The 14605-nt window shown below is 64.5% G+C and carries 16 protein-coding genes and 2 tRNA genes; 6 read left to right on the forward strand and 12 right to left on the reverse strand.

The window, feature by feature from the left end:
* Positions 1 to 132 precede the first annotated feature (132 nt).
* The 4 genes from BLW56_RS20760 (at position 133) to BLW56_RS02470 (ending at position 1696) form a co-directional block, all read left to right on the forward strand.
* Complete coding sequence (locus BLW56_RS20760; RefSeq protein ID WP_256203408.1) at positions 133 to 519, forward strand: JAB domain-containing protein; 387 nt, start codon at positions 133 to 135, stop codon at positions 517 to 519.
* Positions 516 to 1013, forward strand: a complete 498-nt coding sequence (locus BLW56_RS20500; RefSeq protein WP_218140477.1) for a hypothetical protein — start codon at positions 516 to 518, stop codon at positions 1011 to 1013. Before BLW56_RS20760 ends, BLW56_RS20500 begins: the two co-directional genes overlap by 4 nt.
* Before the next feature lie 7 nt (positions 1014 to 1020).
* Positions 1021 to 1299 carry a DUF3892 domain-containing protein gene (locus BLW56_RS02465; protein WP_093509069.1) on the forward strand — a complete coding sequence of 93 codons (279 nt, stop codon included), beginning with the start codon at positions 1021 to 1023 and terminating at the stop codon, positions 1297 to 1299.
* An 85-nt stretch (positions 1300 to 1384) separates the two neighbouring features.
* A complete protein-coding gene (locus tag BLW56_RS02470) occupies positions 1385 to 1696 on the forward strand; it encodes an excalibur calcium-binding domain-containing protein (protein ID WP_093509070.1) in 312 nt (103 codons plus the stop codon).
* Here BLW56_RS02470 and BLW56_RS02475 read toward each other — a convergent pair whose 3' ends face one another.
* From BLW56_RS02475 to BLW56_RS02495, 5 genes are all read right to left on the reverse strand, one after another.
* Entirely contained in the window at positions 1697 to 4027 is a 2331-nt protein-coding gene (locus BLW56_RS02475; protein WP_093509071.1) for a bifunctional diguanylate cyclase/phosphodiesterase, read from the reverse strand. It lies immediately after the preceding gene.
* Between the two features lie 96 nt (positions 4028 to 4123).
* Positions 4124 to 4336: a DUF6961 family protein gene (locus tag BLW56_RS02480; RefSeq protein ID WP_093509072.1), complete on the reverse strand. Its 213-nt coding sequence runs from the start codon at positions 4334 to 4336 to the stop codon at positions 4124 to 4126.
* A gap of 171 nt (positions 4337 to 4507) precedes the next feature.
* Positions 4508 to 4735 (reverse strand): DUF2274 domain-containing protein, encoded by a 228-nt coding sequence (locus tag BLW56_RS02485; protein WP_093509073.1) that lies wholly within the window; start codon positions 4733 to 4735, stop codon positions 4508 to 4510.
* The gene (locus BLW56_RS02490) at positions 4735 to 5904 is read right to left on the reverse strand and encodes a TrbI/VirB10 family protein (RefSeq protein ID WP_093509074.1); all 1170 of its coding nucleotides are present in this window, start codon (positions 5902 to 5904) and stop codon (positions 4735 to 4737) included. The genes BLW56_RS02485 and BLW56_RS02490 overlap by 1 nt, the downstream gene beginning before the upstream one ends.
* Positions 5901 to 7079, reverse strand: coding sequence for a TrbG/VirB9 family P-type conjugative transfer protein (locus BLW56_RS02495; RefSeq protein WP_093509075.1), 1179 nt, complete (start codon positions 7077 to 7079; stop codon positions 5901 to 5903). The genes BLW56_RS02490 and BLW56_RS02495 overlap by 4 nt, the downstream gene beginning before the upstream one ends.
* Before the next feature lie 400 nt (positions 7080 to 7479).
* Here BLW56_RS02495 and BLW56_RS20285 point away from each other — a divergent pair, with 400 nt between their 5' ends.
* On the forward strand, positions 7480 to 9096 hold the full coding sequence (locus tag BLW56_RS20285) for an RNA-directed DNA polymerase (RefSeq protein ID WP_143043330.1): 1617 nt from the start codon (positions 7480 to 7482) through the stop codon (positions 9094 to 9096).
* Positions 9097 to 9251: 155 nt separating this feature from the next.
* Here BLW56_RS20285 and BLW56_RS02510 read toward each other — a convergent pair whose 3' ends face one another.
* The gene (locus tag BLW56_RS02510) at positions 9252 to 9860 is read right to left on the reverse strand and encodes a hypothetical protein (protein WP_093509078.1); all 609 of its coding nucleotides are present in this window, start codon (positions 9858 to 9860) and stop codon (positions 9252 to 9254) included.
* 38 nt (positions 9861 to 9898) lie between these two features.
* On the opposite strand from BLW56_RS02510, the gene BLW56_RS02515 reads away from it, so the two are divergent.
* Positions 9899 to 10510, forward strand: coding sequence for a TonB-dependent receptor domain-containing protein (locus BLW56_RS02515; protein WP_256203263.1), 612 nt, complete (start codon positions 9899 to 9901; stop codon positions 10508 to 10510).
* A 289-nt stretch (positions 10511 to 10799) separates the two neighbouring features.
* Here BLW56_RS02515 and rlxS read toward each other — a convergent pair whose 3' ends face one another.
* The 6 genes from rlxS to BLW56_RS02540 form a co-directional block, all read right to left on the reverse strand.
* A complete protein-coding gene (gene rlxS, locus BLW56_RS02520; RefSeq protein ID WP_093509079.1) occupies positions 10800 to 12782 on the reverse strand; it encodes a relaxase/mobilization nuclease RlxS in 1983 nt (660 codons plus the stop codon).
* A gap of 234 nt (positions 12783 to 13016) precedes the next feature.
* A tRNA-Ile gene (locus BLW56_RS02525) sits at positions 13017 to 13092 on the reverse strand.
* Between the two features lie 12 nt (positions 13093 to 13104).
* A tRNA-Leu gene (locus BLW56_RS02530) sits at positions 13105 to 13189 on the reverse strand.
* Between the two features lie 10 nt (positions 13190 to 13199).
* Positions 13200 to 13409, reverse strand: a complete 210-nt coding sequence (locus BLW56_RS02535) for a hypothetical protein (protein WP_177175763.1) — start codon at positions 13407 to 13409, stop codon at positions 13200 to 13202.
* 158 nt (positions 13410 to 13567) lie between these two features.
* Positions 13568 to 13705, reverse strand: coding sequence for a hypothetical protein (locus BLW56_RS20505; RefSeq protein ID WP_177175764.1), 138 nt, complete (start codon positions 13703 to 13705; stop codon positions 13568 to 13570).
* Positions 13706 to 13949: 244 nt separating this feature from the next.
* The gene (locus BLW56_RS02540) at positions 13950 to 14273 is read right to left on the reverse strand and encodes a DUF736 domain-containing protein (protein WP_093509081.1); all 324 of its coding nucleotides are present in this window, start codon (positions 14271 to 14273) and stop codon (positions 13950 to 13952) included.
* Positions 14274 to 14605 lie beyond the last annotated feature (332 nt).

The following is a 14605-nucleotide window of genomic DNA, read 5'->3' on the forward strand; positions in this document are numbered from 1 at the left end:
CATTTCGGAGGGCTCGGACGCGCCCTCGCCGCCTCGCGCGACCAGCTTGGCGCCGCGCTTCCCGACGATCCGGACCTCGCCGACCGGCTGGTCGCCGCACGCCGTCTCATCGCCGCGGGGCTCAACGAGCGGATCAGCCGGGCGCCCGTCTCGCCGCACGACCCGGCCTATCGCAACTATCTTCGCCTGCGCATCGGCCATGCGGCGGTCGAGTGTTTGCACGCGACCTTCGTCACGCCCGACTGGGGCTATCTTGCCGACGACCGTGTCGCGATCGGTGTCGCCGGGCAGGTCGAGCCTGACCTGCGCTTCCTGCTCGGGCGGGCCTTCGACGTCGGCGCGCATGGCATCTTGCTCGCGCACAACCATCCATCGGGCTCGGCCGAACCGAGCGACGCCGACATCGCGCTGACGCGGCGCCTCGCGGCGCTCACGCGCGCGGTCGGCATCGAACTTCTCGACCATCTGATCGTCGGCGGGGGGACGATCGTCAGCATGAAGGAAAGAAAGCTGCTATGAGGGGGGAATTGCGAAAGTCGGCGGGACGGGGGTTCGCCGTGTCGGCCGCGGGCGAGCAGTGCGGACTGTCCAGCGCTGCAAACACCAACGAAACACGGGGAGCCGAAGCGGGCGATGGCGACGATGGCGCGGGCCGTCTCGCCGCGGTCGCGCAGGCTGAATATGCGAGCCGCCGACGCCGCAATGGCCTGTTCCGTCGGTCGCTGTTCGCCGAGCCCGCGTGGGACATGCTTCTCGATCTCTATATCCAGCGCCACCACGGCCGCCCGGTGAGCATTCACAGTCTATGCGTTGCCGCCGCCGTACCGCAGACGACGGCGCTGCGCTGGATCGGGAAGCTCGAGACAAGCAAGATGATCGTCCGCCGCCCCTGCCAGAGCGACAATCGCGTCGTCCATGTTGCGCTCAGCGAAGAGGGGCTCGCGCTGATGGAGGAATATCTGCGCGGCCAGCTCGGTCGGTTCTCGGCCACCCGGGCACCATCCTTCAGCTGACGGCGGCATGCACAAGATATCGGGTTACCGGGTTACCGCCGTCCGCCTCGACGGGAGCGACGCCGACCGCTGCATCGACGCGCTCCAGATAGAAGGCACGCTGTGGCCGATCGACAAGGTAATCGAATGGATAAGGAATGATGTCCACGCGCTTTGGATCGAGGTCGAAGGCCGGCGCGTCGCCCTTGTTGCAGCCCGGCACTGGGTCTCGGGCGTCTGGTATCTGACCAGCGAGGGCGGCGGCTTCCCGCCGGACGAGCTCCTTGCGCTGCGCCACATATGCTGATCGCCGGATGCCGATAGATCCGGATCGGAGATATTTTTGCGCGGGTAGCACCATAATGGAGTTAAATCCGCGGCGGGGGAAAGACATGGTACGATTTTCGATAGTCGCGCTCGCGGCCGCGGCGCTTCCTGTTCCCTGCGGACCGGCGGCCGCGCATCCCGGCGGGCTCGCCGCCGATGGCTGTCACCGCGACAGCCGCACCGGAACGCGCCACTGCCATCGGGCGCCCGCGCGCGCCGCCCCGCCCGCCGAACGTCCGCAGCGGCTGCGCGGGGGCGATGTCTATTATCCCAATTGCGCCGCGGCGCGGGCAGCGGGAGCCGCGCCGGTCCGCGTGGGCGCACCGGGCTATGCGCGCCATCTCGACCGTGACGGCGACGGCATCGGCTGCGAATAATCAGCGGCCGACGACGCGCAGCAGTCCTGGAACACCCACCACCGCTTCGGCGGGACTGCCGAACAGGAAACCCTGCGCCTGCGGGCAGCCTTCCTCCAGCACCATCCGCCGCTGCTCCTCGGTCTCGACGCCCTCGGCGACGACCGGCAGGTCGAGACTCTTGCCGAGTGCGACGATCGCGCGAATGATCGACCGCGCCGACTGGTCGTCGGTCACATGGCTGACGAAACTGCGGTCGATCTTGATCTTGTCGAACGGAAAGGCCTGGAGGTTCGACAGCGACGAATAGCCGGTCCCGAAATCGTCCATCACGATCCGCACACCCAGCGCTTTCAGCCTGTGCAGCGTCGCCAGCGCCCCCGCCCGGTCGCGCAGCATCACGCTCTCGGTGACTTCGAGTTCGAGCCGCGAAGGATCGAGCCCGCTGCAATCGAGGGCATCCTCGACGATCGCGGCCAGGTTCGGAAGCTGGAACTGGACCGCCGACACATTGACCGCAATGCTGATGTCCTCGGGCCATTGCATCGCCGCCGCACAGGCTTCGCGCAGCACCCATTCGCCGATCGGAATGATCGCACCGACATCCTCGGCGATCGGCACGAAAGTCTCCGGCGGCACCGATCCGCGCGTCGGATGCGCCCAGCGCAGCAGCGCCTCATAGCCGACGATCCGGCCGCCCGCGGTCGCGACGAGCGGCTGGAACATGAGGCTCAGTTGGCGGCGCGCTATGGCATGGCGCAGATCATGTTCGAGTTCGCGCCGCTCGCGCACCACCCGGTCCATTTCAAGGTCGAAGAAGCAGGCCATTCCGCGGCCCCGTTCCTTCGCCCGGTAAAGCGCGACATCGGCATTGTGACGCAGCGCAGCGGGATCGTCTGCGTCGGCGGGATAGAGAGCGACGCCGATGCTCACCCCTACCGCCATCGGGTCGCGCGTGATGTCCAGTTCGCGTGCGAAGTCGGCGAGTATGCGGCGCACCAGCTGCTGCGCATCTTCTTCGCCGGCAATGCCCCGCTGGAGGATCAGAAATTCGTCGCCGCCGATCCGCGCGACGAGATCGCGCTCGGCGACGGCATCGCGAAGCAGCGCGGCGACGCGGCAGAGAATGGCATCGCCCGCCGTGTGGCCGAACAGGTCGTTGACCGCCTTGAACCGGTCGAGATCGAGCGCGAGCAGCGCGAACGCCTCACCCGAGCGCATGAGCGTATCGAGCATGGCAGTGAACCGCGTCCGGTTGGGCAGTCCGGTGAGCGCGTCGTGCGTCGCGAGATGCTCGACCTGAAGTTCGGCGCGCTTGCGCGCCGTGAGGTCGCGCACGGCGAGCACCTGGCACTGGCGGCCGCGATATTCGACGGCATGCGCGGCGACCTCGACGATCCGCGTCTCGCCATCGAGCCCGGTTACCAGCGCCTCGGCAGGCTCCTCGCGCGCCTCGGCGAGCGGGCGCCCATCGCCGGGCGCGAGCCAGATCGTCGGATCGGTGCCCACGAGATCGTCAGCGGAGACGCCGAGCAATTTGGCGAGCTGCGCGTTGGCCTCGACGATGCGTCCGCCGCTCAGGATCGCAATGCCTTCGAGCGTCGCCTCGGCGAAGCCGCGCAGATCGGTGAGCATACGATCGAGAAAGGCGCCCGCGAGCACGAACCCGATGAGACTGAGCGCCGCGACGACGATCGCGGTGACGAGCCAGCCATGCCCCGAACCGGCTTCGGCGAGACCCCGCGCTGGATCGGGAACGAGCATAGTCGCCGACATGGAGGTAAAATGAAGCGCGACGACGCCGAGCACCGCGAGCAAAGTCGGCAACGCGATCCGCGACGCTCCGGTCAGGCGACCGAAAGCGGCGAAGGCGAGGAAGAAGCAGACCGCGTTGACAGCGATTGCCGAGGCGATCGCCGGCACATCATATCGCACCGAGGCCGGCGCCTCGATCGCCGCCATGCCGGTAAAATGCATCGCCGCGACGCCGAGCGCGGCAACCATGCCCGCCGCAAGGCTCGCGGTCATCCCGAACCCGCGGCCCGCGACGAGAAACGACAGCCAGAAGCCCAACACCGCCAGTCCGACCGAGAGCGTCGTCATCGCCGGGTCGAAACGCAGCGGCATCGACCCGTCATAGGCGAGCATCGCGATAAAATGGGTCGCCCACACTCCGACCCCCGCAGCGAGCGCGGCAACGGCAAGCCACTGGCGACGGCGCTCCTCGACGCAATCGATCGACCGCTTGAGGAGAAAGAAGAGCGCAGCGCTGCCGAGAAGCCAGACGAGCGCGGCAAGCAGAACGAGCCTCAGATCATGCTCGCCAACGATGCATTCGATAACCCGGAACATGGACACCCCCGTTTTGAGGGATCATCTTTGCCAGCAGCGGTAAAGGCGCGCCTTAACCACGCGGAACAACCGTGTCCGGTTCGGACCGTTTACGGATCAATTCGCGGCGTTGGAACCGCACCCTTTCGGAAGCGCGCCCTGCGTCATGGCGTCGAGACGCGCAGCGATCGCCTTCCACATCGCAACGCCTGCGGCATCGCCCGCCAGCGCCAGCGCGCCGATCCGCTCGGCGACGAACCGCGCGGCGCCCTCGCCGTGCAACCGCTCGACCGCGGCGGCGCAAGCCCAGACATGGCGCTCGGGACTCATCCGAACCATCCGGCGATACCGACGACAAGCATGATCCCGGTCAGCAACGCCGCGAACCAGAATTCCACGAGGAGCGCGCGGTCGCGCCTGCCTGGTTTTTCCTCGGCCATGGCGCGATCATGCCGTTTTCGGGTCGGCGCGTACAGTGCCCGCTGCGACCAGATGCTTCGATCAACCGGACCGTGCGCGCGCGGCGCGGGCGCGGAGGAAATCGCGGTCGCTCTCGAGAAAGGCGCGGAGCAGATAGGGGATGAGCTCGGCGACCTCCTCGCGCCGTCCATAGGCTGCTTCATAGAGATCGGCATAATCGTCGAGCATGGCCTTGAGATCGGGGGACAAGGCGATTCCCATCTTCACCGGCGTGCGGTCGGGAATCCGTCCGAGCTTGAGCGTCGCCATCAGCGTGCGCCTCCCTGCCGCCAGGGCCTGAGGACGATATCCTTGTTCACGATCACGCGCAGCGGCCAGCCCGGGCGCACCCGCAATGTCGGCGGGATATCGAGGCTGCGCAGCGCGAGCTGGTCGCCCGCACGCGCGCCGCCTTGCTGCGCCGATTCGCGGATCGCGCGCGCAATCTCGCTCTCCTCCTTCGCCGCGCCAAGCTCGGTGCCGACCCCGAGCAGGGTCGAGAGCAGGACGCCTTTGAGATGCTGTCCGCCGTGCCGATCGACCCGGTCGGCAAGTCCCGCGTGGCCTTCGCTGTCCGTGCCCGGGAGATCGTCGAGACGCAGCGACGAGCCGTCGGGCAGGATGATGCGCTCCCAGAGCAGCAGCGCGCGGCTCTGGCCATGCGCGATGGCGCTGTCATAGCGGCCGACGAGCCGCGCGCCCTGCGGCACCAGCAGGGTCCGTCCCGTCACGCTGTCATAAACATTTTCGGTAACCTGCGCGGTGACGAGCCCCGGCAGATCCGAGTTCAGGCCCGTGATCAGGCTTGCCGCTATGACGCTCCCGGCCTGCAGCATCCAGGGCGAGGCCGGCGCGGCGAGACGGTGCGCGCTGACGTCGGGTGGTGCCGGCGGCGCCGATGCGGTCGGCGCGGGCGCCGTTTCCGGGAGATGGGACGCAGCCGCCGGCGCCGTCGCACCGGCCATTCTTGCCGTTCCGCTCCCCGCCATCATCACCGCCGAGCTCAGCGCGGCGCGTTCCTCGGCCGCGATGCGCTGCCGTTCGGCCTCGGCCTCCTGTTCGGCAAGCCGCGCGGCGGCCGCGGGATCGTCCGCTGTCCATTCATCCTGCCGCTTCAGGATCGGCCGCCCGAGATCTCCGGGGAGTGGCGGGCCGAGCTTCGGAATATCGCCATAGGAGGATGGCGCGCCCGCCAGCGCGTCGCCGGGCGATTTGGCTGCGGCAAGATTGCGATCCTCGGTATCGGCGACGAGCGCAAGGCTCGCGGGTCGCAGCGCGATCCACGCGACGGTGGCGATCAGCGCCAAGCCGGCTGCCGCGAGACCGATGATCGCACCGCGCCGAAAGCGCGTGACGCGCGCGGGCGCGCCCCGCAGCACGAGCGTCTCGGGATCGAGCTTCGCCGGTCGCGGCGGGTCCTGCGTCGCTTCCATCGTCATGCGCCCCGCCCGCCCCGGCGCCGTGAGACCGGGAGCCGGTCGATCCGCACGATCGCCTGCTTCTTGGTGCCGAGCCGAAGCTCTGCGCGCGCGAACAGCCGGTCGACGGCATAGAAGCGCCCGGCGACCCGGTAGTTGACGAGCGCCGCCTCGCCATCGTCACCGATCACGAACAACGGCGGCGCCTCGCCGACCGCGAGCGACGGCGGAAATTCGATATAGGTCTGGCGGCCGTCGTCGAAGGCGCGGAGCGGACGCCAGGCGGGCCGGTCCCCCGATATCGCATAGCCGAAGCTCAGCGCTTCCACCGCGAGCCCCGCCGCCATGGGGGCTGTCGCATCGGCCTCCACTTTTGCCTGCCGCAGGGTGACCATCTCGTCTTCGGCATAGGTCCAGCTCAGCGCCGCCATCGCGCTGCCGGGCCGGCTTTCGAGCTCGATATGATAGGCGCGCCGGTCGGTCGTCACGACGGGATCGACCAAAATGTCGGCGATGTTCTGCGCGTCGCGTACCTCATGGGTGCCGCGGCGCACCTCCAGCAGCGGATTGTAGCGGGCCGAAGCCGGATCGGTCGGATCGAACAGCAGCGCATGACCGAGTTTCGCTCGCCAGCCGGCGGTCAGCTTCCAGTTCTCGCCCTTGATATCATGAATGACGGCGCTTCCCGTCCAGCCGAGCAAGGTGGGAACGACGAGACCGACCCCCTTCCCGCTCCGCGTCGGCGCGAAGGCCATGATATGCTCGGGCCCGTCATGACGCAGGTAGCGGCCCCGATACTGGCCGATAAAGACGCCTGCGCCGCCGAACAGCCCGGCCTTGTCGATCTCGCCGAAACGAGCCCAGCGTGCCGAGCCATAAGTCGTGACATGCCGGGACTGGCGGGCGCGCCAGAGCGATGCCGACACCGCCGCCGCGCAGCCCAGAAATCCGCTTGCTGCAGCCAGGCTGCCCGCCTTGTCGAAGACCTCGGGCGCATAGGCCTCGAAGCGAAACCACCAGAAGAACAAAGCCCAAGGTTCATAGACCGGTATATCGAACAGGCGGAACCACGGTGAACCGAGTTCCGGCTGATTTCCCAGCATCGCTGCGCACCACTGGGTCGCCGCCCACACGCCCGCGATCATGATCGCGAACACGGCGAGTATCTGCCCGATCAGCAATTTCGTGGGAGTCATGATTGTGCCCCGTCATGGGCAGGAGAGCCCGCGACGAAGCAATGGGTCTATTTTTCCGACGGTCCGAGTGTCGGAACGATGCTCGTACCAACCGACACGTATCCACGGCGCGCGTCAGAAATGCGCCTGATCTCAGTCGTAGCCGGTCGCTGGACTGCGCCCTGAAAGCTGCCCTTCACGCATGTGAGAACAGGGGTCAACAAAGTACCTGCTGTCGGCCCTACCGGCTTTGAGGGCCTCCCGGATGGTAATTTCAAACCTCGGCTCGACAACTTAGTTCAATTGGTAGAGCTAATTTATTGCTCGCGCCTAGTGATAAGCTTCTCGCGCAATACTACGTCAAAAAGACTTTGCTGATGTATCTCACCCGTCATAAACCGGAGCGGGAAGGGGAAAAAAATTGCGCGATCGTTGGGGGCTAATGCAGCGCGGTCTCTTCCCCGAAACCCTTCCGCCATGCTTTTCGTCAGTCGATCTCAAGCGCGCGTTTTCTGGCCTTGTTAGGCCGCTACAGGAGCGCGAATTTCATTCTGCCCGACAGACTGATTATGTTCGCTATAACGGTACGAAACATGATGGCACGCGGCGCTATTTCGGTACGCCCAATCCGATCTCTTACTTCTACGTCGCAAATTTCATCGCGCGGCATTGGCAGACGTTCGAGGATCGCTTCGATAGCTCGCCTTTTTCCGTAAGTCGGCCACGGGTTGGCCGGGACACCGATGATCGTCCGGTTATCATCCCTTCACTGTCAGAACTGACGACCGTCGCCTCGAATAAACTTGGACACTCAGCCTATATCTTAAAAACCGACATTACTCAGTTTTTTCCAAGCCTTTACACGCATGCAATCCCGTGGTCCGCGCACGGCGTGGAGCCGGCAAAAGCGGATCAAAAGGACAGATCCGACACGAACTATTTCAACCGCTTGGATTTTTTCGTTCGGAATTGTCAGCGTGCGGAAACGCGCGGCGTAATTGTCGGGCCTGACGCATTCCGGCTTGTCGCTGAATTTGTTATTGCCGGACTCGACACAGAAGTTCATGCAGCAATGGGCAATACGATTGTCGGCGGTGCACGACACGTCGACGACTATTACATCGGTGTTCGCGGTCAACCGGAAGCGCTCGCTGCCCTAGCAGTGCTTCGCGACACTCTGCAGCGTTTCAGCTTTCATATTAACGACGCGAAAACACGAACCATGGTGGGCGTCGAGCCGCTTAATGAGGTTTGGGCACAGAAGCTTCGTCAGCAGTCTCGCGAACTGCAGAATGTATATCGCACGCGCGAAGAAGACATCGTTCTTTTCCTCGACAACGCTCTTACGGTTGCCCGCGAACTACGCTCGGACAGTCCTGTGAAAATTGCGCTGCGAACGTTTGATCAAATTCGAATCTATATGCACCGCTGGGACCTAATGGAGCACTATCTACAGCGCATCTTATTTCATCATCCGCATGCCATCGACTACGTCGCACTGCTGGTAGCAAAGCGTATCGCAACCGGCCATCCGATCGACAGCAATGGTTGGCGGAATGCCTGCTTTGACCTCATCTGCCGCCATCTTCCACTCGGGCATCATCATGAAGTTGTCTGGCTGCTCTGGTTGCTTCTCATCGCGAAAATCGATCTCTCTGACGAGCTGGTTGAAGCCTTGTCAGCAAGCGGGAACGCACACATTCGCTCGCTACTAATAGCCGCTCATCTGGAGGGTCTTGTAGCCCAACGGCCGAAAATCCGGCTCGGCTCGCGGCTAGCTTCTACCGATGACAATTGGCTGCTTAATATTGTCGCTCGCGCGGGAGGTTTTACCAACGCCTCGTTTAGCGGACCCTTGGCAAACGAGTTCCAACATTTGGCTGCCAAGCGGGTCCGCTTAATCGATTTCAAAGCCCATATGCGTGCCATGCGTGGATTTCAGTCAAAAGCAATTAGTCGTACGCGATATGGCTATGATGCCGACGATTTCGATTTCGAGTTCGATCGAGACGAGGACGACAATGACGAACCTTTCTAAGAGGACCCGGCACGCCAAGAGAAATGGTCACGTATTATCACCAGGTTGAAGGAATTCTCTCAGAATAGCCATCGCGAGCAACTTCAGCCTAGTTCCATATTCCCCAAACGCGGCGCCGTTGCCAGCACAAGAAGGCATAGCCGCAAACTGACCGATCATGCGTCGGCTTTGGGGGTGCTCGCGGAACCGGTCGGCCTTTTGGGCATCGGTTGCGGCGCGGGAGGTGCAGACATCGCCTTCTCCTTGGCTGCTTGCGTCAGTGCGCGCTCCTGGGCGTCGACATCGACAATCTTTAGCGGACTGGTTGTGAAGCGCCCTTCGACTTTTTGTGTAATCGCCCCCGTGCTGCTGATCTGGCCGGAGAAGCCCTGCGAATTGCAAGTTCCTTCGTGGACGGTCTCGTTGGTGAAGAGCTTGCAGCGGCCATCCTGATAGGTCCCGGTCACCCTGTTGTGGGTCGGGCTTCCGCCCGTGATGATCATTGTGCCGTTGAGCTCCGCGCCGCGTCTCTCGAGATTGAAGGTGAGGGCTCCGGTGATACGCTTCGCCCCGCTGCCGCTGATGACATTGCGAAGCGAGGTCGGCCGTGACCTCGCAGACGGATCGCTCGCGGTAAGCTCGTAGCTGCCTTGATAGCTAAGGTCGGATTGCTCCGGCAGACCGTCTGACGCCTGCTGGCTCATGGCGGTCTGCGCCGCGAGGAAAAGTCCGGCCACACTCGAGGCCGCCAGGCCCAAAACGACATGTTTTTGAAATCCGCCCATATGTTCCGCCCGCCCCGCTGAGATGCTCCGAAATTGCGGTGCAAGAGGCCTTAGGTCAATCCGTTGAAAGCGATTTTTGCTGCCAGCTGCGGCTTTCCGACAGGGTCGTGGTCAGCAGAGAGTACCTCTCGATAGCGCGCGGCGCGCCTATGGACGGGCTATTTTCCGCCGGCTGCTGCCCACGCGGATTTCAGACAAGCCAAGAAGCCCTCGCGACTGGCATCCGCGAAGGCAATCGTTTGCCCTCGGTGCCGAAGTTCCAGATATCGGCTTCGGGCAGCTATGAATGGCCGACCGGCGATGCTGCGAACATGTATGTCTCGGCGTCGGTTCAGCATGTCGGCGCGCGCTATACGCAGCCGTCCGACCAGGAGAATAATCCGCGCACCTTTGTCCATGGGACGCCGTTCGGCGGCGCTCCGGCGAGCGCTTCGACGACGATCGATCTGGAACTTCCCGATTATCAGTTGGTCAATCTCAGCGCGGGTATCGACTTTGACAATGGTCTGTCGCTGATCGCCTACGTCAATAATCTGTTCGACGAAAATGCCCTTCTGTCGTTTGATCGCGAACGTGGCGGACGCGCACGGCTGGGTTACACCGTCGGGCAGCCGCGCACTTTCGGCATAACAGCTCGCAAGACTTTCTAGGATTATAAAGGGGGCCGGCCCTTTGTCGGGTCGGCCTATCTCGAATACTTCCAGTTTTCGACGAACCGAAGCGACATCTAGGTGCATCCGCCTGGTCAATTTTGCGCTAAAGAGCCGACGGTCTCCAACAGGCCAAGCGTCGACGTCGCGTTGCTCGACCCGGACTGCCTGGCCGCCGTGCTATGGCAAGCTCGGCGGTCGTAACCTTGCCGCACTGCCATAGAGCGTTCTTGCGCTCGCAAAGCCGAAGCGGCGCGTTTTACGAACAGCCAGGCTCGGACGGCCATTATCAGGATAGGATCGGGCCGCGCTCTCTGCCGATCCGCCAGCTGATGCCGTCGGGCCGCATCATCCCGGCTACCGGCTTGCCGATGTGGCGTTCGAGCACCGGCCGCCACGGTACAAGCGTGAAGTCGCGGGCGCGCTCGATAAGAGCGTGGCGACCGCTCAGCAGCTCGGCCGACCGGATCAAGCGGCCGTCGACGCGGTCGCCGACACGGGCATGTGCGAAGGGCTTATCGAGCTCTTGCGCAAGCCGGGCGGCCACCGTTTCGACCTCGCGGATGCGAAGCCGTTCGAGCATGCCGGTCCGGAATCGAAAACGCCCCCTGCCCTCTACTGCGAGACCTTCGGCAACAAGCCACGCACGCCGCGATGCCAGCGCGGCCGACACCGCCGCTCCGAAGCCCGCCTCGCGGCACGGTAAATCGCTGCCCGATGCAATCTCCCGGTCGAGCCATGTTGCCGCGTGCGCCGTGACAAGCTGCTCGGGCGCCACCGGCGAAAGCATCTCGACGCGGACCGGCGCCTGACGCGCCCGCATCGCTTCATAGCTCGCAGCACGCTCGAGATGGTCGGATCCAATGACCCAGCTTCCATCGGGCTCGCGCACCGGCTCGCGCATTGCGCGGCGCATCGCTTCCAGCCGGCGCACATGCCCGATCGCAAACTCCTCGGACATCGAAGGATCCTGACGAAGATGGGCATCGAGCGAATAGCGCCCCGAATTGGCTGCCGCGATCGCGGCGATCGTCCGGTCGGAGGCGCGGATGGCGAGCTCCGCCGGCGTTACCGAGACGATTGCGCCGAGCGGGGACGATCGTGCGTCTTCGCCGCTTCCGATATCGACATAATGCGAGCGCCCGTCGATCGCGTCGACGATCATATAATAGCGGTCGCCATGCTCGTCAGAAAGCCCGCGCGATGCGATCCTCCCGATGAGCCGTGAGGCGCCTGCCGTTCCCGGATCGTAAATGGAGCGGTCTGCGGCCGCAGGCGCCTCCGCCCGTCCCGCATATTCGCGCTGCATCGTGCGAATGATATCGTCCCGCTCTCCCATCCGCCGGAGCGTCGCGTCGAGGTGCGGCGAGAGGCTCCAATGCAACCGCCCTTCCCGCACCGCGAGACCCAGCCGTTCGAGTTTGCGCAACCGCCCCGTGCGAATGGCCGCGTCAAACGCCCCGCGCGCCTCGGCGCTGACCAGCACATCTCCCGCCGCCTCGCGCAAGAAAGTCCGGTCGATCGACGTTAGCCGCTCCTGCTCAATCTCTGCGCGGAGGCGCTGCTCAATGGCGCGATCGGACCGGGGCCCAAGATGGAGATCGACGATCTCGCACGCGCGCTCACGAATGCCATGAGCGATATAGTCGCGGGCAACGACCAGATCCTTGCCCTTTTCATCCTTGCCGCGCACGATGACATGGATGTGGGGGTGGCCGGTGTCGAAATGATCGACGGCGACCCAGTCGAGCCGCGTTCCCAAATCCTCCTCGACGCGCGCCATCAGTCGCCGCGTGAGCGGCTTCAGATCGTCATATTCGAGACCGTCTTCGGGCGACACAATCAGGCGGAGCTGGTGCCGGTCGCCCGCCGCCTTCGCCACCCAGGATCTGGCATCGATATTCTCGCCGTCGCGGTCGTAGAGCGAGCCGCGCCCGCCGCCCCTTGTCGTTCCGTCGCGTTCGACATAGCGCAGATGGGCTTTCGCCGCCTCGAACCCCTTGCCGGCGAGGCGGACGATGCGCGCTTTCACGATGACCCGGCGCTGCCGGAACGCCGCGAAGCGATCGCGCGATGCGAGCAATCGGCCGGCGCCGCTTCCCCTGCCCGTGCGGCTACCCGTAAAATCGCTGCCGCCGCGCCGTCCGGGCGCGCCTCCGCGTGCCAGATTGGCAGCCGCAAGGATGCGATGGAGAAATTTGCGCGCCTTGGGCGCTTTGCCGCGGGCCCGCATGCGGCCGAGCCGCGGTTCGAACGCATCGTCGGACGCCATCCCACCTGCCTTTGAAAGATTCCGAGCGAGTGATGACCGAGCGCCTCGGCAAATTAAAGCGGTGCCGCCGAAAGACACGTAAACAGGCCGATTAGGGAAGAGCCGGCACTGCCCGGTGGCGACCGGCACTGTTTCGCCGCCCAAAAAAAGACGTGCAGACAAATAGTTATGGCGCCAAGGGTGCCATAGCTTCTCTATCTTGCCTTCCAATTTCCCCACTTGCGAGTGCAATATTGGTGGGCCCGGCAGGACTCGAACCCGCAACCTAGCCGTTATGAGCGGCCAGCTCTGACCATTGAGCTACGGGCCCACTAAAATGCGCTGGTGCGGACGGCGGGGCTCGAACCCGCACTGAATTCTCAGGCGGATTTTAAGTCCGCTGCGTCTACCGGTTTCGCCACGTCCGCCCGGCAAGTTTCAGTCGTAGAGAAATGGTTCCGGCTCCTCGCCGCCGCCCCCCTTTGGCTGGACCATGCGCTCGAGTTCGCGGTTCACGCTCCGCTCGGTAGCGGCCATGCTGAAGAGCGTGTCGTCTTCCTTCTCTGGCGCCTGTCTGGGCGGAACCTCGGAGCAGCCGACACCGAATGCCATTACCAATGTCATAAGCGAAAGCCTGAGCCCCATCATCGTTTCTCCCATCCACGAAAAGCGACGATGTCCTGCCTTATCATCTTGTCGCACCGTCCTTTATCAGACGCGCGAGCGCGCATTTTCCGCATGCCGGTGGCGCAAAAAGCTACATGGCGCGGCCTCAAATTGCTGCCGCGCCGCACGCACGATGTGCGCTAGTCATTCGCCCGTTTCCAGGCTGTATAACGCTCGGCCAGCGCGTCCAGTTCGCGCGCGATCCGGCGTCTTTCAGCCTTGCGGGTGCAGGCATTGAGCTCGGCGCGCAGTTCCTCGATCTGGGCTTCGATGGACATGAAAACCTCCTCTTCACGGTAAAGAAGAGGCATCGCCCGGCGGGGTGCGCGCCGGGTCAGGGACCCGCGAAAGCGGGCCGCGAAGCGGCGATGGGGGCAACGATTTTGCGCAGCAAAATGGTGGGGCCCCGTCGTCCTTGACGCGGTGCGCACCCCGCCGGATCATCGCCAGCCTTAGCGGTGGAAGTCCCTTCCCTCACGGCCAAATGCCCCGCGCCGAAGAGCGGCGCGGGGCGAGTGCGGCTCAGTCGCCGGGGTTCCAGATGATCGCATAGGCGTCCTCGTCATCCTGCCCCGCCGCGCGCCCGAGATTGGCGTAGAGCGGGCGACCGCCGAACAGTTCGGGATGCAGGATGGTGAGCCGGACATATTCGCGGCCCGAGACTTCGCCGGTGCGGATCCAGCCGCCGCCGATGTCGACGCCGCCAGCACGAACCTTATAGTCGGGCTGCTCGCCGACCTTGCCGCGATTGGGGGCGATCTGGATGTCGGTATTCACCGCGAGCGTCTGGAGCTTTCCGTTGAAGCCGCCGTCCGGATGGCGCTGGACATAACCGATTGCAGGCATTTTCTTTCTCCTCAAAGCGTCTGCCCGAACCCGTTCCGGGCGACGGAGATGCCAGCGAACGGCGAACCTCCGTCCCTTCCGAACCCTTGGGCCGGAGCGCAGCGAAGGACCGGAGCGTCGGGCCGATTTGGAGCGAAGCGGCCGCGAGGAGGCGGGCATCGCCCGCCGGGGAAATCGGTCCGGCGCGATGGTTTTGGAGGGGCGGTCGCCGTTCGAGGCCGATCCCCCGCGCGGTTCCGGGTGCGGTACGGACGAGGAGAAAGCCTGGCCCTGCCATGCGGAATCGGCGCCGCCGCGCGTCTGCAACGGAGGGGCATGCGCGTTCGAGCGTA

Origin of the sequence: Sphingopyxis sp. YR583 (assembly GCF_900108295.1) — a bacterium.
Lineage (GTDB): Bacteria > Pseudomonadota > Alphaproteobacteria > Sphingomonadales > Sphingomonadaceae > Sphingopyxis.